Below are 23,366 nucleotides of genomic sequence, written 5' to 3'. Positions count from 1 at the left end.
ATAATGAAAACAAATGATGTGGCAAGAGGGTGTGAAAAAGGATGACGAAACTGTCCAAACGGCAGCAACAAATTTTAGAGTTTATCAAGCAAGAAGTGAAAACGAAAGGCTATCCTCCGTCGGTAAGGGAAATCGGGGAAGCAGTCGGTTTGGCATCGAGTTCAACCGTCCACGGCCACCTTGCGCGTCTAGAAAGCAAAGGGTACATCCGTCGCGACCCAACGAAGCCGCGCGCCATTGAAATTTTGGACAGCGATCTGACAAAAGAAAGGGAAAAAGAGGAGGTCATTTCCGTGCCGATGATCGGCAAGGTGACAGCCGGCCAGCCGATCACCGCCGTTGAAAATATTGAGGACTATTTCCCGCTGCCGAAACGGCTTGCTGCCGGCGAAGAACAGCTGTTTATGCTTGAAGTGATGGGCGACAGCATGATCGAGGCCGGCATTTTGGACGGCGACTACGTGATCGTCCGCCAGCAGTCGTCCGCTAACAACGGTGACATCGTCGTTGCCATGACGGAGGAAAACGAAGCAACGGTGAAACGATTTTTCAAAGAAAAAGACCATATCCGCCTGCAGCCGGAAAACGTCCATCTCGAACCGATCATCGTCCGTGACTGCACGATTCTCGGTAAAGTGATTGGCGTCTATCGTCTGATCAACTAAAAGTCCGTTCAGCGCCGTGCTCCATAACAAAAGCTGCCCCGTTTGTCGGGGCAGCTTTTATGATTAGTACAGCTCCATATATTGGTCCAATTCCCATTGATGGACCGTTGTCCGATACATATCCCACTCGATTTCTTTCGCTTCGACGAAATGCTCGAATAAATGTTTGCCAAGCGCTTGGATGATCACCTCATCCGATTTTAAATTGTCGAGCGCTTCGATCAGCGTCGCCGGCAAATCGACAATCCCTTCTTCAAGCCGTTCTTCTTTTGTCATGACGTAAATATTTCGGTCAACCGGCGCCGGAGGAGTGAGCTTGTTGCGAATACCGTCAAGCCCAGCCGCCAACAGCACGGCCATCGCCAAGTACGGGTTCGCCGCCGGGTCGACACTGCGCACTTCAATGCGGGTGCTCATGCCGCGCGAAGACGGAATACGGATGAGCGGGCTGCGGTTGTGCGCCGACCAAGCAACATAACATGGAGCCTCATAGCCTGGAACAAGCCGCTTATACGAGTTGACCGTTGGGTTCGTCACCGCCGTAAAGTTTGGCGCATGTTTCAGCACACCGGCGATAAACTGCCGCGCCGTATCGCTCAACTGCAAATCGCTGTTCGGATCAAAAAAGGCGTTTTCGTTATTGCGGAACAACGATAAGTTGCAGTGCATTCCCGAACCGTTAATGCCGAAAATCGGCTTCGGCATAAACGTCGCGTGCAGCCCATGTTTGCGAGCGATCGTCTTGACAACGAGCTTAAACGTTTGAATGTCATCACATGCTTTAATAGCATGGGCATATTTAAAATCGATCTCGTGCTGCCCCGGGGCGACTTCGTGGTGCGATGCTTCAATTTCAAACCCCATTTCCTCAAGCTCAAGCACGATGTCGCGCCGGCAGTTTTCTCCCAAGTCGGTCGGCGCCAAATCGAAATAGCCGCCGCGGTCATTCAATTCCATCGTCGGACGCCCATTTTCATCGAGCTTAAAGAGGAAAAATTCCGGCTCCGCCCCTAAGTTGAACGCCGTAAAGCCGAGCGCTTCCATTTCCTTCAGCACGCGTTTTAAATTGTAGCGCGGGCAGCCTTCAAACGGTGTGCCATCCGCATTGTAAATGTCACAAATAAAGCGGGCGACTTTCCCTTTTTCCGCGGTCCACGGAAAGATGACAAATGTATCTAAATCAGGGTATAAATACATGTCCGATTCTTCGATGCGGACAAATCCCTCGATCGATGATCCGTCAAACATCATTTTATTGTTAAGCGCCTTCTCAAGCTGACTGATCGGAATTTCGACGTTTTTGATCGTACCCAAAATATCGGTGAATTGCAGGCGAATGTACTTGACGTTTTCTTCTTTGACGATGCGCATAATGTCTTCGCGCGTATATTTTGCCATATCTAAACTCCTCCCCGGCTCCGAAATCATTTTCCATCATTAATGAAAGAAGCGAGCGAGATCTCCTTGGCGAAGCGATGCGCGCTGAAACCGTCCGGCCTGCAGCAACTCCGTCCGCAACATTTCGCGCAACTCCTCGTCCGACAGCTTCGGTTTTTCTGTTTTTCCAACTTTTTCTGACGGTTCATGGTGCCCCTCTTGCTGAGCGGCAAAAATTCGCTTAATGCCGGCAAGGTTGACACCTTGGTCAATTAAATCTTTAATTTCAAGCAAACGGTCGATATCATTGAGCGAAAACAGCCGCCGGTTGCCCTCGGTGCGCGCTGGCATAACGAGGCCGTGCTCTTCATAATAGCGGATTTGGCGCGCTGATAAGTCCGTCAGCTGCATCACGATCCCAATCGGAAACAATGGCATGGAACGACGAATGTGGCTGCTCATGCCAATTCCTCCTCGCTTTTGATACCTTTATTTTACCATAATGTTAAGAAATGAGTCAATGAGATGTTACATTTTCTCACAAACAAATCAACTGCTGTTCAAGCAAGCGGTGAACCGCCGAACAAACAGCGATTTTCACGTGTGAATACGTAAGACCGCCTTGAACGTATGCGACATATGGCGGGCGCAGTGGCCCGTCTGCCGTCAACTCAATGCTCGCTCCTTGCACGAACGTACCAGCGGCCATGATGACTTTGTCCTCATAGCCGGGCATCTCGCTCGGGTATGGAGTAAAATGGGCGTTCACCGGGGAAGAAGCTTGGATGGCTTGACAAAAAGCAACCATTTGCTCTGGATCGTCAAAACGAACTGACTGTACAAGATCGGTGCGCTTGGCGTCCCATGCCGGCGATGTCTCGAGTCCCACCCGCTCAAGCATTGCGGCGGTGAACACCGCTCCTTTGAGCGCCTGTCCGACAACATGTGGAGCCAGGAAAAATCCTTGGTACATATCAGGCAGGCTGTACAGCGACGGGCCGACTTCGGCGCCGATGCCCGGTGAAGTCATCCGATAGGCGCACGCTTCGACATACTTCCGCTTTCCGACAAGATAGCCACCCGTTTTTGCCAGTCCCCCTCCTGGGTTTTTAATGAGCGAGCCGGCCATGAGATCAGCGCCGACATGGCATGGCTCTTTCTCCTCGACAAACTCGCCATAGCAGTTGTCGACAAACACGACGACATCTGGCTTGATTGCCTTGACAAAAGCGATCATCTCGGCGATTTCGTCGACCGTAAACGATGGACGTGTCGCGTAGCCGCGCGAGCGCTGAATGCCAATCATTTTCGTCCGTTCGTTCATCGCTTCACGCACCGCTGGAAAATCAACCGCTCCGTCCGCCGTAAGCGGTACGCTCCGATAACGAATCCCAAACTCTTTCAGTGAGCCGACGCCGCTGCCGCGAACGCCGACGATCTCTTCAAGCGTGTCGTACGGAGCCCCGGTGATGTAAAGCAGTTCATCGCCCGGGCGCAGCACGCCAAACAGCGCGATGGCGATCGCGTGCGTGCCAGAAATGATTTGCGGACGGACAAGGCCCGCTTCTGCGCCAAATACATCCGCGTAAATGCGATCAAGCGTATCGCGCCCTGTATCGTCATAACCGTAGCCAGTCGTCGGGATGAAATGGCCGTCGCTCACTTGATGGCGGCGAAAACTGTCGAGCACGCGATATTGGTTCGCCTCGACACGTTCATCGATGGAGCGGTGGATCGGCGCAATTTGTGCTTCAACTTCCTCGATGAGAGCAGCGATTGTTTCTCCGTATCTCCACTGTGTCCAAAACATAGATAAACCCTTTCTATCGTTGAAATAATTGAAGCTCCCCATATAGCGGGTGCGTCGGCAGCACGTACCCTTGGCACTCGTACGTGCCCCCTTGTTCATTATAATGCCATTCCTGCAAAATTGTGTCCGTTTTTAACTGAGCAAGCAATTTTCCTTTTCCGCTCGGAATTGATACGTCGTAACGACTCATTTGCTGTTTCACCGCTTCTTCGATAAAGCGGCGGAGCCGGTCAACATCGGTGGCCGAGAGTGCGCTCATCACGATTGCATCAGTTGTTGTCGGGAGAAATTGTGGCGCTTGCCGGTCGCTTTTATTGTAAACGGTGACGGTCGGAATCGAAGAAGCTCCTAGTTCCGCCAAAAGCTGCAATACGGTACGCTCATGTTCGGCGTAATCCGGATGCGACGAGTCGACGACATGAAGCAGTAAATCCGCTTCTTTCACTTCTTCAAGCGTTGAGCGAAACGCGGCGACAAGCGTCGTCGGCAAATCTTGAATAAATCCGACCGTATCGGTGAGAAGCACCGTATACCCGCACGGCAAAATGCACTTGCGCGTCAGCGGATCGAGCGTGGCAAACAGCAAGTTTTCTTCCAACGAGTCGGCAGCGGTCAACCGGTTAAAGAGCGTCGATTTGCCAGCGTTTGTATAACCGACAAGCGCTACTTGAAATGCGCGGTTTTTTTGCCGACGCTCCCGATATCGCCCGCGATGCTCGGCGACGCGCCGCAGCTCGCCTTTAATGTCATCGATGCGGCGGCGAATGTGACGGCGATCCGTTTCAAGCTTCGTCTCCCCCGGGCCGCGCGTGCCGATGCCGCCACCAAGGCGAGATAACGCCGCCCCTTGGCCGCTAAGGCGCGGCAGCATATACTCGAGCTGGGCGAGCTCAACTTGCAGCTTTCCTTCTTTCGAACGGGCACGCTGAGCAAAGATATCTAAAATGAGCTGCGTCCGGTCAATGACTTTCACCTCACCAAGCATGTTCGTCAAATTGCGGGCTTGGCTTGGCGACAGCTCGCTGTTGAAGACGACGAGATCCGGCTCCAGCTGCTTGACGATGGCGGCAAGCTCTTCTGTTTTCCCTTTGCCGATATACGTTGCCGGATGCGGCGATTCGCGTTTTTGCACAAGTTCCGCCACCACTTCGCCGCTCGCTGTCGCAACGAGTGAAGCGAGCTCCTCCATTGAATAGCGGAACCGTTCGTCATCAACACCGGCGAGTTGACAGCCGACGACGATCGCTTGTTCTCGGCCCATGACATCCCTTCCTTTCTAACGGTCCTTTTTCTCTGCTCTCATCATACCAAATCCAGCTGCCACCCTGCCAGTTCGTTCAAAAAATGATTGATTTCCCGCCGTTTTTGCCCCTACAATGATACAGGAAAACAGCATGGAAAGGAACAGCGAGAATGACGTGGGAAGTGTTAAGCATCATCGGAACCATTGCCTTTGCCATCAGCGGGGCGATCGTTGCGATGGAAGAAGAGTACGATTTGCTTGGGGTGTACATTTTAGGGATCGTCACCGCCTTTGGCGGAGGGGCAGTGCGCAATTTGTTGATCGGGATTCCTGTATCCGCGTTATGGCAACAAGGTCCGCTTTTTCTTGTCGCCTTAGCTTCGATGACTGTTGTGTATTTGTTCCCAAAACAAATGCTCCCGCCGTGGAAGCGATGGGGCAACTTTTTTGATGCTCTCGGCCTGTCAGCATTTTCCATTCAAGGAGCACTGTATGCCGTGAACATGGGACATCCGTTAAGCGCAGTCATCGTCGCCGCTGTGTTGACCGGTAGCGGCGGCGGCATCATCCGCGATGTGTTGGCGGGAAGAAAGCCGCTTGTGTTGCGCTCGGAAATCTACGCCGTCTGGGCGATTTTAGCCGGTCTCGCTATCGGGTTGAAATGGACAGAGTCGCCAGTGGAACTGTATGTACTGTTTACTGTCGTCGCCGCCCTTCGTATTTTGTCGTACACATATGGCTGGAAACTGCCGCGCCGAGCGGTTGGAGGAGAGTGATTGAAAACATGACCGTTCTTTCAATATTGTCTTCCATTTTTCAATTTTTGTAATCCTTATTCGAACATCCCCTTCACTTAGTGATGACGATATACGATTCTCGTAAAATCATACCAACGCCCAAAGAAAAGGCGGATCCGAAACGGTCATGTTTTTTCAACAAAACACAACATCTGTTCTTTCTTGATTGTGTTGCATGCGGTAACAAGAAAAGGTGTCCCGCTCCTTTTGGGACACCTCCGCATAACTCCAAGCAACAAGCAACTTTTTCTTTATGACAACGGGCTGGCTTTGCCCGACGAATGGCATCGGTGCATTCGACTTTCACATAAGCACGATCTTCCAAGAGCGCTTGTTGGATGTCGGTTCATCGTTCTCCCATCCATCTTGACACAATCTGATCGTTTCTAGGACATCCAGCAGGGATGATTATTTCGGCGAATCGGACACATGTCTTCTCCCTGCGCGTTCATCGTAATAAAGGCGCATGGAAGCAAAATGGCTTATATGAAAAGGAGGAGACCATCGATATGTATCGACTCATCCAATTCGGCGTCGTTGCGATGATTTGGTTCTTTTCTGCTTTAGTATCTTGGTATGAAGGAAGCGCGATTCTCGACGATCCTTGGGAATGGAAATACTCAACGCCATTTTCACACTGGCTCGCCGGCCCAGTAGTTCATGAGCACGACATTTCTCAGCTTGACTATTTCGTATATGCCGCCAAATTCCGCCCTGTTTTTCCAAGTTTGCTCATCGTTTGCACCGTCTATTTGCTTATTCTCGCTGCATCTTATTTGAATCAACGCACATTTGCCTATGTGTTGTTTGTCTTCAGTGCAACGCTTCCTGGGCTTGCGCTTCCTTTCATGGATGCGACGACAGCGGGCGGAACATGGCTAGCGATCGTTTTGTCCGGATGCGCCCTCGTATGCGCGGCACTCGGAGCAATGACCATCAAAAACCATTCCGTTCGACAAGCAAAATCGTAAGCATGAAGGCGAAGACGCCCAACGCAGGCGCTTCGCTTTTTGTTTCGTATTCCTTCTTACGCGCTTTGCTCGCTTCGCACGGCCACTACGACCCCAGCAACAATCAGCACCCCGCCTATCCAAAAGCTAACGTCAAGCTGCTCATGCAAAAACAGCCAGCCAAAGAGCGAACCGACGAGTGGTTGGAAAAAGAAAAAGAGCGAGCCGATGCCGGCGTCGATCATTTCCAACCCTTTGTTCCACAAGAAAAACGCGCCTGCTGTTGACACGATGCCAAGGTACAACACGCCCAACACGACGAGTGCATTCCAGTGAACAGCGGTCAGCTCTGGACTTTCCACCATCAGCATCGGCGTCATGCCGATAAACGCCACCAAGATGGCGAATGTCGTGATGGAAAGGACGGATAAGCGAGCCGATGCCATTTTCACCAGCACCGACAACAGCGCCCAAGTGACCGCTGCGCCAACTAACGCCATATTTCCGGCAAATGTCGACTCCCCACCGCCCCCGAGGCCGACGATGACGATGACCCCCGCTGTCGCCAACAACAATGCGGCAAGCTTCCGCCATGTGAGCGCTTCGCCAAGAAGCCAACGGGCAAATAAAACGACAAACGCCGGTGTTGAAGCGGTAATGAGGGAAGCAGTATGGGCATTCGACCATTTCGTGCCAACAAATTGCAGCGAAATGGAAACGATATAACCGATGACACCGATTGCGATTACCATCCCCCAGTCGCGCCCATGTTTTGGGAGGGGCTCCCGTTTTGCCGCAACAATCGCGACAAGCACAACCAAGGCAATGGCATAACGCAGCCAGACGAGCGTAAACGGCGGGATGTAGTCCAACACGTATTTGCTCACGACATACATCCCGCCCCAAATGCTGGCAGCGAGTGACAAATAGACGGAAGCAAGAACGGGCTGCTTCATCTTGCGCAGCGCCCCCCTTTTTATCTGCTTTTCTTCATCTTATCACATCCCCGCCCTCCGTCCTACGGTTTTTCATAAGCAAAAAAGCAGCGGGCTTGGCGGCTTGTTGGCCGCTCCCGCTGCTGATGGTGCGAGCTCAATGTGTATTGTCACGCCTTACTCACGCTCGATGATTGTTGCTGTCGCCATGCCGTGGCCGATGCAAATCGTCAGCAGCCCGTAGCGCCCCTTCCTCCGTTCGAGCTCATGAACGAGCGATGTCATCAGCTTCACGCCGGTTGCGCCGAGCGGATGGCCGAGTGCGATGGCGCCGCCGTTGACATTCACTTTCTCCAGCGGAGCACCGATTTCTTTTTGCCAGGCGAGCACAACTGGGGCGAACGCTTCGTTAATTTCAATGAGATCGATGTCCTCGATCGTGAGCCCGGCTTTTTTCAGCACTTGCCTTGTCGCGGGGATGACACCATCCAGCATATACGTCGGGTCAGAGCCGACGACCGTTTGCGCGATAATTCGCGCTCTCGGTTTCAGTCCGAATCGGCGCGCCACCTCTTGCTCCATCAGCAAAATGGCGGCCGCCCCATCGCTCATTTGACTCGCATTGCCGGCGGTAATGACGCCGTCTTCTTGAAACACCGGCTTAAGCGTGGCGAGCGCTTCCGGCGATGTATCGGGACGAGGCCCTTCGTCATCGGTGACAAGGATTTCACGACCATCGCGGTCCAGCCCTTTGACCGGAACGATTTCGGCGCGAAACTTCCCTTCACGCAAGGCGGCCAAAGCGCGCTGATGGCTTTCGTAGGCGTAAGCGTCAAGCTGTTCGCGCGTTAAGCCGTACTTTTTGGCGATTCGCTCCGCCGAGACGCCTTGATGGATGAATTCGTGCTTTTCATGAAGCGACGGCGGAATGGTCCGCTCGTTGCCATCGCTTAAAATCGGAACTTTCGTCATACTTTCGACTCCTGCAGCAATGGTGACATCCATATCGCCTGAACGGATTTCCTGTGCAGCAAAATGGATCGCCTGCTGTCCTGAGCCGCACATTCGATTGATTTGCACGGCTGGCACTTCGATCGGAAATCCAGCCTCCAACGCCGCAAGCCGGCCGATGTTGTATCCTTGTTCGGCGATTGGCGTCACGCAGCCCATGACGATATCTTCCACCTGCCCTTTTTCAATGCCGGCCCGACGCACGACTTCATCAAGTACCGTAGCGGCCAAATGGACCGGATGAACGTCGCGAAAAACGCCGTTCCGTTTACCGACCGGCGTTCTGACGGCTTCAACAATCACCGCTTCACGCATGATGCCATTTCCTCCTTCTGCTTCGCTTCGTCATTGCTCCTTTTCCCGTTATCCGCCTCACAACAACTATCCCTTTCGTTAAACGCCGCCCTTCAAGGCGACGAATGGGTGTCAATACGTATAAAAGCCTTTCCCGGTCTTCCGTCCTAAATGTCCGGCTTCGACGAGCTTGCGCAGCAGCTGCGGTGCCCGGAAGCGGTCGCCGTACGCCTCGGTCATGTTTTCACTCACAAACAAGAGCGTATCAAGCCCGACCATGTCGGCGAGCTCCAACGGCCCCATCGGGTAATTGAGACCGAGCCGCACCGCTTTATCGATATCCTCGGCAGAAGCGATTCCTTCTTCGTACATGCGGATGCATTCAATCATGTGGGCGGCGATCGCCCGCGTCGTCACAAATCCTTGACGGTCTTTGACAACAACCGTCTCTTTGCCAAGCTCTGTGGACAGGCGGCGGATGGCGTCGACCGTTTCGTCAGCCGTCGTTTCACCTTTAACAATTTCAATTAGCTTCATCACCGGTGCTGGATTGAACCAATGCATACCGATGACGTTCTCCGGCCGATTGGTCGCGGCCGCAAGCGCGGTAACGCTCAACTCTGATGTGTTCGTCGCCAAAATGGCGCTTGGCTTTGCCAATTCATCAAGCTTTTGAAACACCTCTTTTTTCAATGCCAAGTTTTCCGGCACCGCTTCAATGACAACGTCCGCTTCACGGACCGCTTCTGCCAAATCCGTCGTAGGACGGAGACGGCCACGCGCCGCCTGTGCTTCTTGTTCGGACATGCGGCCGGATTGGACAAAGCGGCGCAAGCTTTTTTCAGCCGAAGTGAGCCCGTTTTGCAAGGCCGCTTCGGACACATCATATAGATACACCGTTTTTCCCGCCATCGCCGCTGTTTGCGCGATGCCGCTTCCCATCACCCCAGATCCGATCACTGCGATCGTTTCAGCCATAACGTCTCCCCCTTTATTCTGTTGCCGCATCGGCGTAGCGCGCCGCCATCTCATCGCGTAGTTTCCTCTTCAAAAACTTGCCAACGCTCGTTTTTGGAATTTCGTCAAGAAAGACGATGTCATCCGGCAGCCACCATTTCGTAAACTGCGGGCGCAAAAAGTCGTACAGCTCTTCTTTCGTGACACTCTTTCCTTCTTTCAACACAACGCAGGCGATCGGGCGCTCCTGCCATTTTGGATGCGGAACGGCGACGACCGCGGCTTCAAACACCGCCTCATGGGCCATGAGCGCATTTTCCAAATCAACGGAAGAAATCCATTCGCCGCCGCTTTTAATAACATCTTTCGTCCGGTCGACGATTTTGACGAACCCTTCTTCGTCAACGGTGACGACGTCGCCGGTATGGAGCCAGCCGTCACGAAACGCCTCTTTCGTCCGCTCGTCGTTATAATATTCAGCGGCAATCCACGGCCCACGCAAGCAAAGTTCGCCCATTTCTTGGCCGTCCCAACGAACCGGTCCATTTTGGCCGATGACTTTCATCTCCAGCCCTGGAGCAAGCAACCCTTGCTTGGCGCGGATGTCAAGTTTCTCTTCATATGGCAATGCGTCTTGATAACTTTTCGGGCGCGAGACGAGCACAAGCGGGCTCGTTTCCGTCATCCCATAGGCGTGAATGAACGGAATGCCGTATTTTTCTTCAAAGGCGCGGATCACTCCTTTTGGCGCGGCCGAACCGCCGCAAACGACGCGCGTTAGGCTTGTCACATCATAGCTTCCTTTCTCCAATTCTTGCAGCAGCCCAAGCCAAATTGTCGGCACACCGGCGGTTATTGTCACCCGCTCAGCCTCAATCAGCTCGGCAAGCACTTTCGGCGTAAACGCCGGCCCCGGCATAACGATTGTCGAACCGAACCACGTAGCGGCAAACGGCAACCCCCAGGCGTTGACGTGAAACATCGGCACGACTGGCATAATGACATCGCGCTCGCAAAGCCCTTGTGTATCGGCTAATCCTAACGCCATCGCGTGTAAGACGGTGCTCCGATGCGTGTAGACGACCCCTTTTGGATTTCCCGTTGTCGCCGACGTATAGCACATACCAGCCGGTTGGTATTCATCGAGGTCTTTTAAGAATGGGAACGACGGATCGCCTTCAGCGAGCAGTTTCTCATAATGATACACCGGCGACAGCGTCGTCTCCGGCAGTTCGTCGGCGTCTGTCATAACAATGAAGGCACGAACATTTGGAATCTCGTCTTTCACCGCTTCAATGACCGGCAGCAAATCGTCGTCAATCAATAAGACGCGGTCGTCGGCATGGTTGATGATATAAGCGATATGCTGCGCGGAGAGGCGGATATTGATCGTATGAAGCACCGCTCCGATGCCTGGAATAGCAAAATATGCTTCCAAATGGCGGTGATGGTTCCAAGCAAACGTGCCAACGCGGTCGCCAACTTCCACCCCAAGCCGCTTCAACACGCTTGAGAGTCTGCGCGTCCGCTCGCCAATCTCCTTATATGTATGGCGGACGATGCCGCCTTTCATGCGGGAGACGACTTGCTTTTTCGGAAAAAACATTTCCGCCCGCTCAAGCATCATCGAAATGTTTAACGGTGTTTTCATCATCGGTCATTCCTCCCCCACCAATAAATATGCGTGTTCGTTCACTTGTGGCGACACTCCGCCGCCCCACTGCCCATCCGGCCCATGCGCGGCCGCCCACACGCCATCTGGCTGCAGCCGAACAAGATGACGAAGCCGGTCGTCGGCAAACAGCTGCTTCGCTTCATCCGTTTCGAGCACTGGGGCGAGGCAAGCGTCAACCGTTTCAGCAAAGGCGCTCCATTCAGAAAACGTTTTTTCGCGAAACAAAGCGACCAGCCCGTCATATACCGCCTCTCCCGGACGAGCCGGCGCCCACTGCGCTTCGGTCCACTCCGGGCGGCCAACCGCTTCACAAAACTGGCGCCAAAAGTGCGGCTCAAGCGCGGCCAAGCTCATATAGCGGCCATCTTTTGTCTCGTATAACTGGTAACAGACGACCTCCCCGGCAAGCTCCATAAGGCCGTTTTTTGGCCCTCCGCCATGCTCGATGGCAAAATGGCCGGCCATCATTGCTGTTAAGCCGTCGACAAGCGAGACATCCAAATGTGCGCCTTTGCCGGTTCGCTCGCGGGCAAACAGTGCAGCTAAAATGCGCTCGGCCGCCGCCATGCCACCAATAAAATCAGCGAACGTCACTTTTGGATGAACCGGGCGGCCACTTTTATCCACCAACTGCGCAAGTACTCCCGAAAGCGCCATATAATTTACGTCATGGCTTCCAAGCAACGAGCGATCACTCTGTTGACCGAAACCGCTGATCGAACAGTAGATGATGCGCTCGTTTATGCGGCAAATGTCGTTATAACCAAGCCCGAGCCGCGCCATCACTCCGGGACGGAAGCTCTCGATCAACACATCGGCACGAGCGGCGAGACGCCTGGCTTGTTCGCGCCCCCCGTCCGTCTTTAAGTCCAAGGCGACGCTTTTTTTGCCGGTATTGTACGAGGCAAACAACTTCCCACCAGCGAACGGACGCAGCCGGTCACCAGATGGGGGCTCGATCTTAATGACTTCGGCTCCAAGCTGGGCAAGACGCCAGCTCGCAAACGGGCCGGGCAAGTAATGAGAAAAGTCAAGCACAACAACGCCATTCAGCATGGTGTGTCCCTCTTTCTATAAGTCTAGCTGCCGGGCGATGATCGTTTTCATCATCTCGTTCGTTCCGGCGTAAATGGCGCTCACTGGAATATCGCGATAGCGCCGAGCGATCTCGTATTCTTCCATATAGCCGTAGCCGCCGTGGAGCTGCATGGCTTCAGCCGCGACACGTTTCGCCATCTCCGTGATCCACCATTTCGCCATCGATACTTCCGTCACAATTTGTTTTCCGGCCATATGCTCCTCGATGACACGATCGACAAACGTGCGCCCGATAGCGATGTCAGTCGCCATTTCGGCAAGGCGGAACTGAACGGTTTGAAACTCGCTCACCCGCCTGCCGAACGCTGACCGCTGCTTTACATAGTGCTTCGCCAACGAAAACATCACTTCGGCCGCCGTTTGAGCGGCGATGGCGACCACGAGCCGCTCCTGCTGGAGCTTTTCCATCAAATAGTAAAACCCTTTTCCTTCCTCCCCAAGCAAGTTTTCTTTCGGCACTTTCGCATCTTGGAAAAACAGCTCCGCCGTATCTTGGGCGTGCAGCCCGACTTTCTCGAGCTTCCGCCCGCGCGTAAACCCCGGCGTGTCACGTTCAACGACCAACAGACTAATGCCGCGATGCGGCGGTTTTGCGTGCGGATCAGTTTTGCAAGCGACGACGATCAAATCGGCATGAATGCCGTTTGTAATAAACGTTTTTTGCCCGTTGACGATGTAGTAGTCACCGTCTTTGACCGCCGTTGTCGAAATGTTCGCTAAATCCGACCCAGCTCCCGGCTCAGTCATGGCGATCGCTGTAATGAGCTCGCCGCTTATGCATTTCGGCAGCCATTTTTGCTTTTGCTCTTCGGTTCCATACGACGCGATATACGGTGTCACAATATCGTTATGCAGTCCAATGCCGACAAGGCTTGAACCGACTTTTTCCAACTCTTCATTGATGACGACCGAATAGGCAAAATCGGCGTTTAACCCCCCATACTTCTCATCCACCCATGGGCAAAGAAAACCGTTTTCTCCCATTTTCGCCCAAAACGACCGCGGAATGATGCCGCGTTGTTCCCATTCGTCATAATACGGATATGCCTCTTTCTCCAAAAACTTGCGGAATGCCTCGCGGAAGATGTGGTGCTCTTCTCGCAAATAGCGGGCTGTCACCATGTATCCCTCTTTTCCGTTCTGTCACTGCTTGTTTGTCCCGCCCGCCGCCTGCTGTTTCAGCCGCTCGCGCAGCAAAAACTTTTGAATTTTGCCGCTCGCGTTGCGCGGCAGGACGTCGATGAAATAATAGGCGCGCGGCCGCTTGTACGGAGCGAGACGATCGCTCGTTTTGCAAAACTGCTCAAGTTCGTCAGCAGTGAGGAGAGCGTCTTTTTTGACAACAAAGGCGACGACTTTTTCCCCCCACAGCTCATCCGGCTCACCGAGCACGGCAACGTCAAGCACGCCGGGATGCTCATACAGCACATCCTCCACCTCGCGCGGATAGACGTTTTCTCCACCGCTGATGATCATATCATCAACCCGGTCAGCGACGTACAAGTAGCCGTCTTCGTCAACGTAGCCGAGGTCGCCAGAATGGTACCAACCTTTGTACAATGCCTTTTCCGTCGCCTCTTCGCGCTTGTAGTACCCCGCCATCATGCACGGCCCGCGCATGACGATCTCACCGACTTCACCTGGCGGCAGCACATCGTCCGGGTCGGACGGTCCGTCTTCCCGCGCGCGGACGACGCGAATTTCATGATTCACGCAAGCACGGCCAGCAGAACCGGCTTTTTTCAGCTGCTCGTCTTCCAACAAAAACGTGACTGCCGGCCCCATTTCCGTCATACCGTACGCTTGAATGAGCCCGATGCCGAGCCGCTCTTGACATTGCCTTACAAGCGCCGGAGCCATCGGAGCGGCGCCGTACAATCCGAGGCGGAGCGAAGAGATGTCGTAACCGCTTACATTCTCCTGCAATATCATATTCCACATTGTTGGGGCGCCGAACATGAGGGTAATTCGTTCGCGTTCGATCGTTTCGAGAACGAGCTTGGCGTCAAAATGATGCAAAATGACACTCGCTGCTCCGGCATGCACGCGCGGCAGCAAGCAACAATGCAGCTCGGCACAATGGAACAGCGGCGCTGCCGCCAACCCGCGGTCCGTTTCCCGGATGCGCATCACGCCTTGGCAAACGACACTTTGTTCGATCATGTCACGATGCCGGTGCATCACCCCTTTTGGCCGCCCGGTTGTGCCGCTTGTGTACATAATGGCGTAAAGGTCGCTTTCTTCCACATGAACGTGCGGCGCTTCATCCGTAGCCTGAACTACCTGCTCATAGGCGTTTTTGGCAAACGGCGGCGGATCGCCATCGATCGACCAAAATGACACGTGCGGAAAACGGCTGCTGATTGCGGCAAGCTGCGGCTCGACCGACCGCTCAAATATGACGATTTTCGGTTCGGCGTCCATCAAAATATAGGCGATTTCCTCCGCTTTCAACCGAAAATTGATCGGGTTGAACACCGCGCCAATTTTTGCGCAGGCAAACAAGGCGGTGGCGAGCTCGAGCGTGTTGTATAGCACTGTCGAGACGCGATCTCCTTTGCGGACGCCGGCTTCAAGAAAGGCGTTCGCCCATCGGTTCACTTCCACCTCCCATTCTGCGTACGTGTAACGGCGTCCGGTCGCCACCTCTACGACCGCCTCGCGCATCGGAAATTTCCTTACCGTCTGGGAAAACATGTCCCCAATCGTTACGTACAAGCGCCTTTCCCCCTTTTTCCAAATGGACATAGGGCAGGCAGGTTCACTAGACAGATAATTCAGATTAATTAGTACATTAGCCCTCGTTGTTTATGTATTCGCCCTTTTTAACGACATTCCTCTTTTGCAGCCAAAAAAAGAGGCTGTCTCAAAAGGTCGTCTAAACCGACCTTTTGAGAGTAGCCTCTGTTTCTTTTTCTTACCATTTGGTTATTTATTCCTTTTTTGAGGCAGGAATTTCTCCTTATTTCCGAATTTTATCCTATTTTTTCCTTGTTGGGTCGGTCGTTGTGGCCCACTTTCTCAAATTGTGGGCAGCACAAACTAGACCCCACTCCAAGGTAATTTTTGGGAGGCCTCTCAATGAAAACCGATGAAATTGCTGATTATGCTTGATTTGCCCAAACACCGGCTCGTTTTCGATTTGCCGTCTTCGATATGTCGTCGCCCCTTCTTCCGTGGACAGCCGTTTCCGGATTTCTTGCCGTTGTTGTTGATTTTTCAAGGAAACGCGGATGGTTTTCGTGTCTTTGCCTTTGGCACATGCTGCTTGAAACGGGCATCCGGCACATGCTGTACAACGATACGTCCGTTTGACGATGACGTACCCGTTGTCGGTCGTTTCCTTCCGTTTATACACAAACACCAGCCGTTCCCCTTTCGCGCAAATCCACTCATCCAATTCCTCATCGTACGTCATGTTCTCGATTCGGCCGATCTCTTTCGCCCACGCTTTCGTTTGTTCCCGGTCCAATGTGTTGTACTTGATCAGCGCGACGATCTGCTTTTTCTCGCAGTACGTGTAGTTCTCCTCACTCCCATAGGCGGAATCCGCAATCGCTCGTTTAGGCATGGGACGCCCATAGGCGGCCAATTGCTCCAAATGTGGAATGAAGCATCCGGCATCCCCCGCCCGTTGATGCACGCTAAATCCAGTGATGAATTGGTTCTCTGTCCCTATCTGCACATTATATCCCGGTTTGAGCTGGCCGTTTTTCATATGGTCGTCTTTCATCCGCATAAACGTCGCATCGGGGTCCGTTTTCGAAAAACTGTTTCGTTCGCCTAACACTTTTTTGTATTCTTCATATTTTTTCTTACGGGGGAGAATGTCTTGTTCCAATTGCTGTTTTGCTTTCTTTAACGTGCGATTCTTCGGCTCTTTCTTTAGATGTTCTTCCACTTGTTCGATCACGGCTTCGATCTTTTCAGACGTGATCGGTGAAGCTTCCAGCTTTTCTTGAAAATCTCCTTCTTGTTCCGACTCTTCATCCTCTTTTACCACCTGTTCGATCGAGGCTACGATTTTCCGGAATTTCTCCTCCAACTTCTGATCGTACTTTTCCGTTGATTTGCGCCAAACGAACGTGTACTTGTTGGCGCTGGCCTCGATTTTCGTTCCATCCAGAAAGTAATCCTCTAGTTTGACCAACCCTTCTTGACGCAGAAGATCGACAATGGAGAAAAACGTTTCGTAAATGATGTCCTTCATCCGTTCCGACCGAAATCGGTTGATGGTGCGGAAATCCGGTGTTTGATGGCCGGATAGCCACATAAAATAAATGTTTTCTTTCAATTGCTTGGCGATTTGGCGAGAGGAATAGATCCGATTGGCGTAGGCATACAGGATGACTTTCAACATCATTTTCGGATGATAGGCTGGGCGGCCTCCGCCGGGATAGAGGGAAACGAGCAGAGCTGGATCCATTTTTTCCACGGCTAGATCCACGATCCGGCAAAGATGATGTTTGGGAATGAGAATTTCAAGATCCATTGGCAAAATGAGTTGATCTCGGTTATAATAAATGTACATAAGAAAACCGTCCTTTCTTGGTAGGGTTGTGGTGACTCTATTATACCAAAAAAGGAACGGTTTTCTTCTTTTTTTGCCCAAAAAAGTGCCCCAAAAGCGAACGCTATGCGAACACTTTTGGGACATCCTCTTTTTAAGAGTAAATGACTAAATCTCGATCGCGGATCGTCATCAGCTCTTTTTTGTCGTAGCGTCCTTCATGAAGAAGACGAACCGCCTGCTTGCGAATCGCTTTCTCAATTAAATTGCGGACGTAGCGACCATTGCTGAACTTCATCCGACCTGCTGCCTCGAGCGTCCCCTCTAAATGGACGTACAGCTTCCGCTCCGCCTCTGGCGTCATTTCATATTCGCGCTCACGCAACATTTGCTTGGCGATTTGCACAAGCTCCTCGACCGTATAATCCGGAAACTCAATCGTCAACGGAAAACGCGACGGCAAGCCGGGATTTAATGACAAAAAATAATCCATTTCCCTCGGATAGCCGGCTAAAATGACGACCAAGTCATCACAGTAGTCTTCCATCCCTTTGACGAGGGTATCAATCGCCTCTTTACCGAAATCTTTTTCACCGCCGCGGGCGAGCGAATACGCTTCATCGATAAACAAAACGCCACCGCGCGCTTTTTTGATCAAGTCGCGCGTTTTGTTTGCTGTATGCCCAATATATTCCCCTACTAAATCAGCCCGCTCGGCCTCAATGAAATGTCCTTTCGACAGCACGTTCATCTCAAAAAACAGTTTGCCAAGCAGACGCGCCACTGTCGTTTTTCCCGTTCCGGGATTTCCTTTGAAAATCATATGGAGCGCTTGACGGTTTGCTTTTAAGCCGTTTTCTTTGCGCCTCCGGCTAATGTACAGCCAGGCGTAAATTTCCTTGACGATTTTTTTGACATGATCAAGCCCGATCAATTGGTCTAGTTCTTTTTGAATATTGCGAAGCGCCTGATGCTCTTCCCCATCAAGCCAGTCGTTTCGCTCTTCTTTCACTAAATGATTCACTGTTTTCGAATTCAACACAATATTAATTTGCCCTTTCGCTTTGTTCATCGTCAATTCTGACAAGGGGCGTCACCTCGCTTCCCGTTTTCTGCCATCCGCACCCATTCCGACCTGGCTGTCGACGCCTCGCCTTTTCTTTATTAGTATACGTACGCCGCCGCCAATCCGTGACAATCACCCAAACGATCAGCCGGTCGGTCAATTGTAGCAAGGGAAAGTTTGTATATTTTTATTCAGATCAGCGGTCGTTTACGCATCGGAAATGAAAAAGCGACGCGAGTCGGGGCAAAAAAGCAGGAGAGAGGGCGGTGCAAGTCGAGAAATACGGAAAAAGACGCCCCAAAGGAGGCGTCTTTTTTGTCGCGGCTTATGTACCAGCGGCATCATTGCTCGGTTTCAAACTGGATGTTCCGTTCCGGCGCAAACGTCGAAATGGCATGTTTGTAGATGAGCTGCTGTTTTCCTTGCACTTCAAGCAACACGGTGAAGTTATCAAATCCTTTAATGTATCCGCGCAGCTGGAAGCCGTTCAATAAGAACACCGTTACTTGGATACCTTCTTTGCGCAACTGGTTTAAAAACTGGTCTTGAATGTTGATCGTATTTTTCATGGAACGTCCTCCTCTTTTCTCTCTAAGGATATGGTTATATATTCGCTTCAAGTCGAAGCTTTCCTGCTATGTAGCGAAAAATTTCCTCCACCTTGACGGCAAACTTTTCGGGATCCGTCATGTCAAACCATTCTACCGGCATTTGGTTGCGAAACCACGTGAGCTGCCGCTTCGCGTAGCGGCGCGAATTTTGCTTCAGCTGCTCGATCGCTTCGTCGAGGGAGACGCGGCCATCAAAATAGTCGTACAGCTCTTTGTAGCCGATCGCCTGCACTGCCTGACAATCACGCAGGCCGCGATCGTATAGCGACCTTACCTCTTCAATCAGCCCTTCAGCGATCATCTCATCAACCCGTTCATTAATGCGTCGGTAAAGCACGCTCCGCTCCGCTGTCAGCCCGATGAGGGCCGTTTCGTATAACAGTTGCCGTTGCTGTCCGCGCTGCCATTCACTGAACGGTTTCCCCGTGCAATGGTACACTTCGAGCGCACGAATGACACGGCGGACATTGTTCGGATGAATGCGCGCCGCGCTTTCCGGGTCGACCGCCTTAAGCTGCTCGTGAAGCGCCTCGGCTCCTTGTTCAGCCGCCAACTGCCTAAGCGCCCGACGGTATGCTTCATCGGAAGGGGCGTCGGAAAATCGGTAATCGTAAATGGCAGCTTGAATGTACAGCCCAGTGCCGCCGACGATGATCGGCAGTCGGCCGCGGGCGGAAATATCGGTGATGAGCGCGCGGGCGAGCCGCTGAAATTCGACGACGGAAAACGGTTCGCACGGCTCTTTAATGTCAAGCAAATGGTGTGGAACTCCTTCCATTTCATCGGGCTTGACTTTCGCGGTGCCAATGTCCATCCCTTTATAAATTTGCATCGAGTCGCCGCTGATGATCTCCCCGCCTAGCTTCTTCGCCAATGCAATGCCGAGCTTCGTTTTGCCGACTGCTGTCGGTCCGACAATGACAACAATTTTTTCTGTCATGGTGTGCCACTGCTTTCTGTTGCTGAACTCGTATCAAACACCATTATACATAAAAACGGCAACACATGAAACAATTTCTTTCCTACGTTTTCGCCATCCCCCCTCCGTTTTATACATAGCAACACGAAAAATCGCCGTTCTTTCCTTTCACCCCCCTGAACTGTCCCAAAAAAAATGAACGCCGTAAAAGGCGTTCCTCATCAGAGCGAAAATTTTCTAACAATCGCCTGCAAATCATCAGCCATTTTCGATAGCGATGCGGCAGAAGCCGAAATTTCTTCCATTGACGCCAGCTGCTCTTCGGTCGCCGCCGATACTTCCTGCGTGCCGGCGGATGTCGATTCTGCGACATCAGCGACAAGCTGAACGGAACGCACAATTTGTTCCGAGGAGGCAGCCATCTCGCTAACCGAAGCGGATACGTCGCGAATTTGCTTGGCCACTTCGTCAACGGCAGCACGGATCTGGCTGAACGTTTCGCCCGAAGTGCGGATGACTCCCGTTCCGGCTGTCACTTCGTTGACGACTGACTCCATCGATTGGACGGCGTGAGCCGTTTCTTCTTGAATGGCAGCGATCAATTCAGCGATTTGCCGCGCTGATTCGGCCGATTGCTCAGCCAGCTTCCGCACCTCATCGGCGACGACCGCAAAGCCGCGTCCGTGCTCGCCGGCACGTGCAGCCTCAATGGCAGCGTTTAAAGCGAGCAAGTTCGTCTGCGCCGCAATATTGCGGATCGCCTCAATAATCGAGCCGATTTGCTCGGAACGGCGGCCAAGCCCTTTAATCACTTCGGCCAGCTGTTCAACCGTGCCGTTCACCTTGTTCATTTGTGCGACGCTCGCCTCGATCGTTTGCCCACCATCCGCTGCCTGTTTTGATGTTTCGGCAGCGATGGCCGCTACGCTTTGCGCCCGCTCGGAGATTTGCCCGATTTGTTCAGACATGGTGTTGACAGCGGCGGACGTTTCTTCGACGCTTTGCATTTGTTTGTCCACACCGGAAGCAACACCTTGGATCGTCATGGCGATTTGCTCAGTCGCCTTGCTCGTCTGTTCGGCGCTCGCCGCTAGCTCTTCCGAGGAAGCGGCGACTTGTTCGGCGTTTTGCGCCACTTCATGCAACACGCCGCGCAAATTTTTCGCCATTTGTTCAAACGAAGCGGCAAGCTCGCCGATTTCATCACGGTTGCGCACGCCGGTTTTCGTCTCGGTCAAGTCGCCGGCAGCAATCCGCTTCGCCGCTTCTGACAGCGCAAGCAACGGGAGAGAAAGCGAACGACTGATGTAGTAGCTGACGATCGCTCCAGCCGCCACCGCCAACACACTGACGATAAGAACAAGCCGAAGAACACGTTCGGCTGAGGCGCTCGCGTTATGGCTTGCCCGATCTAATTCTCGTTGCTGCAGGGCGACAAATTCGTTCATTTTCACATCAAATTGAGCCGTTATATCGCGCCCTGTTGTTATGACAAGCGCATTATATTGCTCCGGTTTGTTTTGCTCCTTTAACTCAAACGCTCTTTGGGAGAGCTCGTAAAACTGTTGCTCAAGCAAATCGAGCTCGGCAAGCAACTGTTTCGTTTTCTCTTGTGTTAGCGAAGCATCGAGCGTTTCACTTGTTTTTTTATACTCCTCATGTGCCTTTTCAAAATTCTCCCGCTCGGTCTCATCGCCGCTCAACAAATAGCCGCGCATGCTGCCGACTTGGCGGCGGATGAGCACTTCGAGCTGTTTCGCATCAACAAGTTTTGGCATCCGATTATCGATGACGTCTGTGTATGTACGGTCAAGCGTCGACATCTCATAACAGGCAAAACCGACCAGCAGTGCGATTAACACGTAGACGAGACCGAAGCCAGCCAACAATTTTTTGCGAACCGTCATCTTCATTAATACATCCCCCGTTTTTAAAAGAAATCGGTCGTTCCACTTATAGTATCGGATGATGGCCGCCAATGTTTAACCGTTTTTTTGGCGGCCATGCGGTGGCATGCCGCCCGACTTTATGCCATCCCTTCTGACTGCTGGTTGTTCCGGTCGGCTTCCGTTTCATCACGAATAAAAAGTGAGGTAATCATGGCGATGATGCTGCCGATTAAGCCAAATAAAAACAGGTGACGAATACCGGCCATAAATGTCGACGCCTGCGCCAAAAACGCTCCCATCACCGTGACGCCAATCGCTGTGCCGATATTGCGGCAAAACATAAAAAAGGAAGTCGCAATCCCCTTTTCATGAGCATCCGCAAGCTGTTGCGAGCCAATGACGCCAACGGTCGATGTCAAGCCAAACGACAGCCCTTGTAAGAACATGATGAAAAAGACATACCAAAACCCATGGCTCTCGTTGAGTAAGGCGAGAAAAAGGCCGGAAGCGACAAGTAGCACGTTACCGATGATGAGAAGAGAACGGTAACCATAGCGCAAAATCCATTTCCCCGCCGGCACAGCGGCGATCATCCAGCCGACAGACGAGCCGAGCAAAGCGACCCCGCTCATAAACACCGACAAGTGGGCAACATTTTGCAAAAAGAGCGGAATGTAGCTTGACGTCCCAAACAAGGCGACGCAGCTGACAAACCCGTTAATGTTCATCCATTTGAGCGTCCGGTGATGAACAAGCGACAACGGGACGAGCGGCGATGGCTGCCGTTTTTCGAAATAATAAAAGATGACAAGCAACAACACCCCAGCCGCACCATACCACCATTGACCCTGTTCAACGACCGTGACGAGCAAAAGCAGGCTGATCGCCGTCGCAAACAGCGCTGCACCCACATAGTCAATCGCCGCTCTCTTCGGTTCATACACTTCTTTATACGGAAGCAACGTTAAAAGCGAGAGCACACAAATCGGAATGTTGACATAAAAAATCCAGCGCCATGTCGCATACTCGACAAACAGCGAGCCCAAAAGCGGCGCTAAAACAGCGGAAAGACCCCACATGGCAGTAAAAAATGCTTGGATTTTTCCGCGCTTTTCTACGGGGAACAAATCACCGGCAATAATCGCAGGAAACGGCATCATAAATCCCGCCCCCACCCCTTGCAAGGCGCGGAACAAAACGAGCTGCACCATGTTTTGCGACAATCCGCAAAGAAGCGAACCGATTAAAAATAAAATAATGCCAAAGCTGAAAACTTTTTTGCGGCCGAATAAGTCCGACAGGCGACCGGCAATCGGCGACAGAACGGTTGTCGTAATCATGTACGACGCAAACGTCCACGCATAAAGGGAAAATCCCTCCAGTTCCTTAGCGATGATCGGCATGGTCGTGTTCATGATCGTCGTATCCATCGATGCGACGAGCATCGCCAGCACGATGCTGACCATGACCGACAGACGGCTGTTCATGCAAATAACCTCCTTTTTTAGTAAACTACAAGTATTTTATTTTACACGATAAAAAATCATGGCACAAAATGA

20 protein-coding genes are annotated in these 23,366 nt (G+C 52.3%); 3 read left to right on the top strand and 17 right to left on the bottom strand.

The window, feature by feature from the left end:
- Window positions 1–41 precede the first annotated feature (41 nt).
- Window positions 42–665: a transcriptional repressor LexA gene (gene lexA / locus IC804_RS16455; protein ID WP_008879531.1), complete on the top strand. Its 624-nt coding sequence runs from the start codon at window positions 42–44 to the stop codon at window positions 663–665.
- A 63-nt stretch (window positions 666–728) separates the two neighbouring features.
- Here lexA and glnA read toward each other — a convergent pair whose 3' ends face one another.
- From glnA to hflX, 4 genes are all read right to left on the bottom strand, one after another.
- Window positions 729–2,063 (bottom strand): type I glutamate--ammonia ligase, encoded by a 1,335-nt coding sequence (glnA, locus tag IC804_RS16450; protein WP_060475769.1) that lies wholly within the window; start codon window positions 2,061–2,063, stop codon window positions 729–731.
- A gap of 39 nt (window positions 2,064–2,102) precedes the next feature.
- The gene (locus IC804_RS16445) at window positions 2,103–2,504 is read right to left on the bottom strand and encodes a MerR family transcriptional regulator (RefSeq protein ID WP_081157245.1); all 402 of its coding nucleotides are present in this window, start codon (window positions 2,502–2,504) and stop codon (window positions 2,103–2,105) included.
- 76 nt (window positions 2,505–2,580) lie between these two features.
- Complete coding sequence (locus IC804_RS16440; protein WP_008879534.1) at window positions 2,581–3,852, bottom strand: methionine gamma-lyase family protein; 1,272 nt, start codon at window positions 3,850–3,852, stop codon at window positions 2,581–2,583.
- A gap of 13 nt (window positions 3,853–3,865) precedes the next feature.
- On the bottom strand, window positions 3,866–5,113 hold the full coding sequence (gene hflX / locus IC804_RS16435; RefSeq protein WP_008879535.1) for a GTPase HflX: 1,248 nt from the start codon (window positions 5,111–5,113) through the stop codon (window positions 3,866–3,868).
- A gap of 152 nt (window positions 5,114–5,265) precedes the next feature.
- Here hflX and IC804_RS16430 point away from each other — a divergent pair, with 152 nt between their 5' ends.
- Both IC804_RS16430 and IC804_RS16425 read left to right on the top strand, forming a co-directional pair.
- Window positions 5,266–5,871: a trimeric intracellular cation channel family protein gene (locus IC804_RS16430; RefSeq protein WP_008879536.1), complete on the top strand. Its 606-nt coding sequence runs from the start codon at window positions 5,266–5,268 to the stop codon at window positions 5,869–5,871.
- Window positions 5,872–6,401: 530 nt separating this feature from the next.
- A complete protein-coding gene (locus tag IC804_RS16425) occupies window positions 6,402–6,863 on the top strand; it encodes a YjdJ family protein (protein WP_223812832.1) in 462 nt (153 codons plus the stop codon).
- A 56-nt stretch (window positions 6,864–6,919) separates the two neighbouring features.
- Here the strand turns inward: IC804_RS16425 and IC804_RS16420 are convergent, their stop codons facing one another.
- From IC804_RS16420 to IC804_RS16360, 13 genes are all read right to left on the bottom strand, one after another.
- On the bottom strand, window positions 6,920–7,798 hold the full coding sequence (locus tag IC804_RS16420; protein ID WP_060475767.1) for a DMT family transporter: 879 nt from the start codon (window positions 7,796–7,798) through the stop codon (window positions 6,920–6,922).
- A gap of 156 nt (window positions 7,799–7,954) precedes the next feature.
- A complete protein-coding gene (locus IC804_RS16415) occupies window positions 7,955–9,103 on the bottom strand; it encodes a thiolase family protein (protein ID WP_081157244.1) in 1,149 nt (382 codons plus the stop codon).
- A gap of 111 nt (window positions 9,104–9,214) precedes the next feature.
- Window positions 9,215–10,060, bottom strand: a complete 846-nt coding sequence (locus tag IC804_RS16410) for a 3-hydroxyacyl-CoA dehydrogenase family protein (RefSeq protein WP_011887184.1) — start codon at window positions 10,058–10,060, stop codon at window positions 9,215–9,217.
- 13 nt (window positions 10,061–10,073) lie between these two features.
- On the bottom strand, window positions 10,074–11,693 hold the full coding sequence (locus IC804_RS16405) for a long-chain fatty acid--CoA ligase (RefSeq protein ID WP_011887183.1): 1,620 nt from the start codon (window positions 11,691–11,693) through the stop codon (window positions 10,074–10,076).
- Between the two features lie 3 nt (window positions 11,694–11,696).
- Window positions 11,697–12,770: a CaiB/BaiF CoA transferase family protein gene (locus IC804_RS16400; RefSeq protein WP_008879542.1), complete on the bottom strand. Its 1,074-nt coding sequence runs from the start codon at window positions 12,768–12,770 to the stop codon at window positions 11,697–11,699.
- A 15-nt stretch (window positions 12,771–12,785) separates the two neighbouring features.
- Window positions 12,786–13,934 (bottom strand): acyl-CoA dehydrogenase family protein, encoded by a 1,149-nt coding sequence (locus IC804_RS16395; protein ID WP_216367167.1) that lies wholly within the window; start codon window positions 13,932–13,934, stop codon window positions 12,786–12,788.
- A gap of 21 nt (window positions 13,935–13,955) precedes the next feature.
- Window positions 13,956–15,530 (bottom strand): fatty acid--CoA ligase, encoded by a 1,575-nt coding sequence (locus tag IC804_RS16390; RefSeq protein ID WP_011887180.1) that lies wholly within the window; start codon window positions 15,528–15,530, stop codon window positions 13,956–13,958.
- Window positions 15,531–15,792: 262 nt separating this feature from the next.
- Window positions 15,793–17,343: an IS1182 family transposase gene (locus IC804_RS16385; protein ID WP_013399800.1), complete on the bottom strand. Its 1,551-nt coding sequence runs from the start codon at window positions 17,341–17,343 to the stop codon at window positions 15,793–15,795.
- A gap of 133 nt (window positions 17,344–17,476) precedes the next feature.
- Window positions 17,477–18,409 (bottom strand): stage V sporulation protein K, encoded by a 933-nt coding sequence (gene spoVK, locus IC804_RS16380; RefSeq protein WP_008879545.1) that lies wholly within the window; start codon window positions 18,407–18,409, stop codon window positions 17,477–17,479.
- 320 nt (window positions 18,410–18,729) lie between these two features.
- Window positions 18,730–18,957: an RNA chaperone Hfq gene (gene hfq / locus IC804_RS16375; RefSeq protein ID WP_008879546.1), complete on the bottom strand. Its 228-nt coding sequence runs from the start codon at window positions 18,955–18,957 to the stop codon at window positions 18,730–18,732.
- Window positions 18,958–18,991: 34 nt separating this feature from the next.
- Entirely contained in the window at window positions 18,992–19,939 is a 948-nt protein-coding gene (miaA, locus tag IC804_RS16370) for a tRNA (adenosine(37)-N6)-dimethylallyltransferase MiaA (RefSeq protein ID WP_029760505.1), read from the bottom strand.
- A gap of 200 nt (window positions 19,940–20,139) precedes the next feature.
- Window positions 20,140–21,831, bottom strand: a complete 1,692-nt coding sequence (locus tag IC804_RS16365; protein WP_008879548.1) for a methyl-accepting chemotaxis protein — start codon at window positions 21,829–21,831, stop codon at window positions 20,140–20,142.
- 113 nt (window positions 21,832–21,944) lie between these two features.
- Complete coding sequence (locus IC804_RS16360) at window positions 21,945–23,294, bottom strand: MDR family MFS transporter (protein WP_008879549.1); 1,350 nt, start codon at window positions 23,292–23,294, stop codon at window positions 21,945–21,947.
- Window positions 23,295–23,366 lie beyond the last annotated feature (72 nt).

Source organism: Geobacillus sp. 47C-IIb (assembly GCF_014679705.1).
Lineage (GTDB): Bacteria > Bacillota > Bacilli > Bacillales > Anoxybacillaceae > Geobacillus > Geobacillus thermodenitrificans.
This window is presented reverse-complemented; position numbering and strand designations above follow the sequence as displayed.

Bases quoted from the DNA above. Each gene is read 5' to 3' on its own strand.
- lexA (WP_008879531.1), top strand. From the start codon at position 42: ATGACGAAACTGTCCAAACGGCAGCAACAAATTTTAGAGTTTATCAAG.
- glnA (WP_060475769.1), bottom strand. From the start codon at position 2,063: ATGGCAAAATATACGCGCGAAGACATTATGCGCATCGTCAAAGAAGAA.
- IC804_RS16445 (WP_081157245.1), bottom strand. From the start codon at position 2,504: ATGAGCAGCCACATTCGTCGTTCCATGCCATTGTTTCCGATTGGGATC.
- IC804_RS16440 (WP_008879534.1), bottom strand. From the start codon at position 3,852: ATGTTTTGGACACAGTGGAGATACGGAGAAACAATCGCTGCTCTCATC.
- hflX (WP_008879535.1), bottom strand. From the start codon at position 5,113: ATGGGCCGAGAACAAGCGATCGTCGTCGGCTGTCAACTCGCCGGTGTT.
- IC804_RS16430 (WP_008879536.1), top strand. From the start codon at position 5,266: ATGACGTGGGAAGTGTTAAGCATCATCGGAACCATTGCCTTTGCCATC.
- IC804_RS16425 (WP_223812832.1), top strand. From the start codon at position 6,402: ATGTATCGACTCATCCAATTCGGCGTCGTTGCGATGATTTGGTTCTTT.
- IC804_RS16420 (WP_060475767.1), bottom strand. From the start codon at position 7,798: ATGAAGCAGCCCGTTCTTGCTTCCGTCTATTTGTCACTCGCTGCCAGC.
- IC804_RS16415 (WP_081157244.1), bottom strand. From the start codon at position 9,103: ATGCGTGAAGCGGTGATTGTTGAAGCCGTCAGAACGCCGGTCGGTAAA.
- IC804_RS16410 (WP_011887184.1), bottom strand. From the start codon at position 10,060: ATGGCTGAAACGATCGCAGTGATCGGATCTGGGGTGATGGGAAGCGGC.
- IC804_RS16405 (WP_011887183.1), bottom strand. From the start codon at position 11,693: ATGATGAAAACACCGTTAAACATTTCGATGATGCTTGAGCGGGCGGAA.
- IC804_RS16400 (WP_008879542.1), bottom strand. From the start codon at position 12,770: ATGCTGAATGGCGTTGTTGTGCTTGACTTTTCTCATTACTTGCCCGGC.
- IC804_RS16395 (WP_216367167.1), bottom strand. From the start codon at position 13,934: ATGGTGACAGCCCGCTATTTGCGAGAAGAGCACCACATCTTCCGCGAG.
- IC804_RS16385 (WP_013399800.1), bottom strand. From the start codon at position 17,343: ATGTACATTTATTATAACCGAGATCAACTCATTTTGCCAATGGATCTT.
- hfq (WP_008879546.1), bottom strand. From the start codon at position 18,957: ATGAAAAATACGATCAACATTCAAGACCAGTTTTTAAACCAGTTGCGC.
- miaA (WP_029760505.1), bottom strand. From the start codon at position 19,939: ATGACAGAAAAAATTGTTGTCATTGTCGGACCGACAGCAGTCGGCAAA.
- IC804_RS16365 (WP_008879548.1), bottom strand. From the start codon at position 21,831: ATGAAGATGACGGTTCGCAAAAAATTGTTGGCTGGCTTCGGTCTCGTC.
- IC804_RS16360 (WP_008879549.1), bottom strand. From the start codon at position 23,294: ATGAACAGCCGTCTGTCGGTCATGGTCAGCATCGTGCTGGCGATGCTC.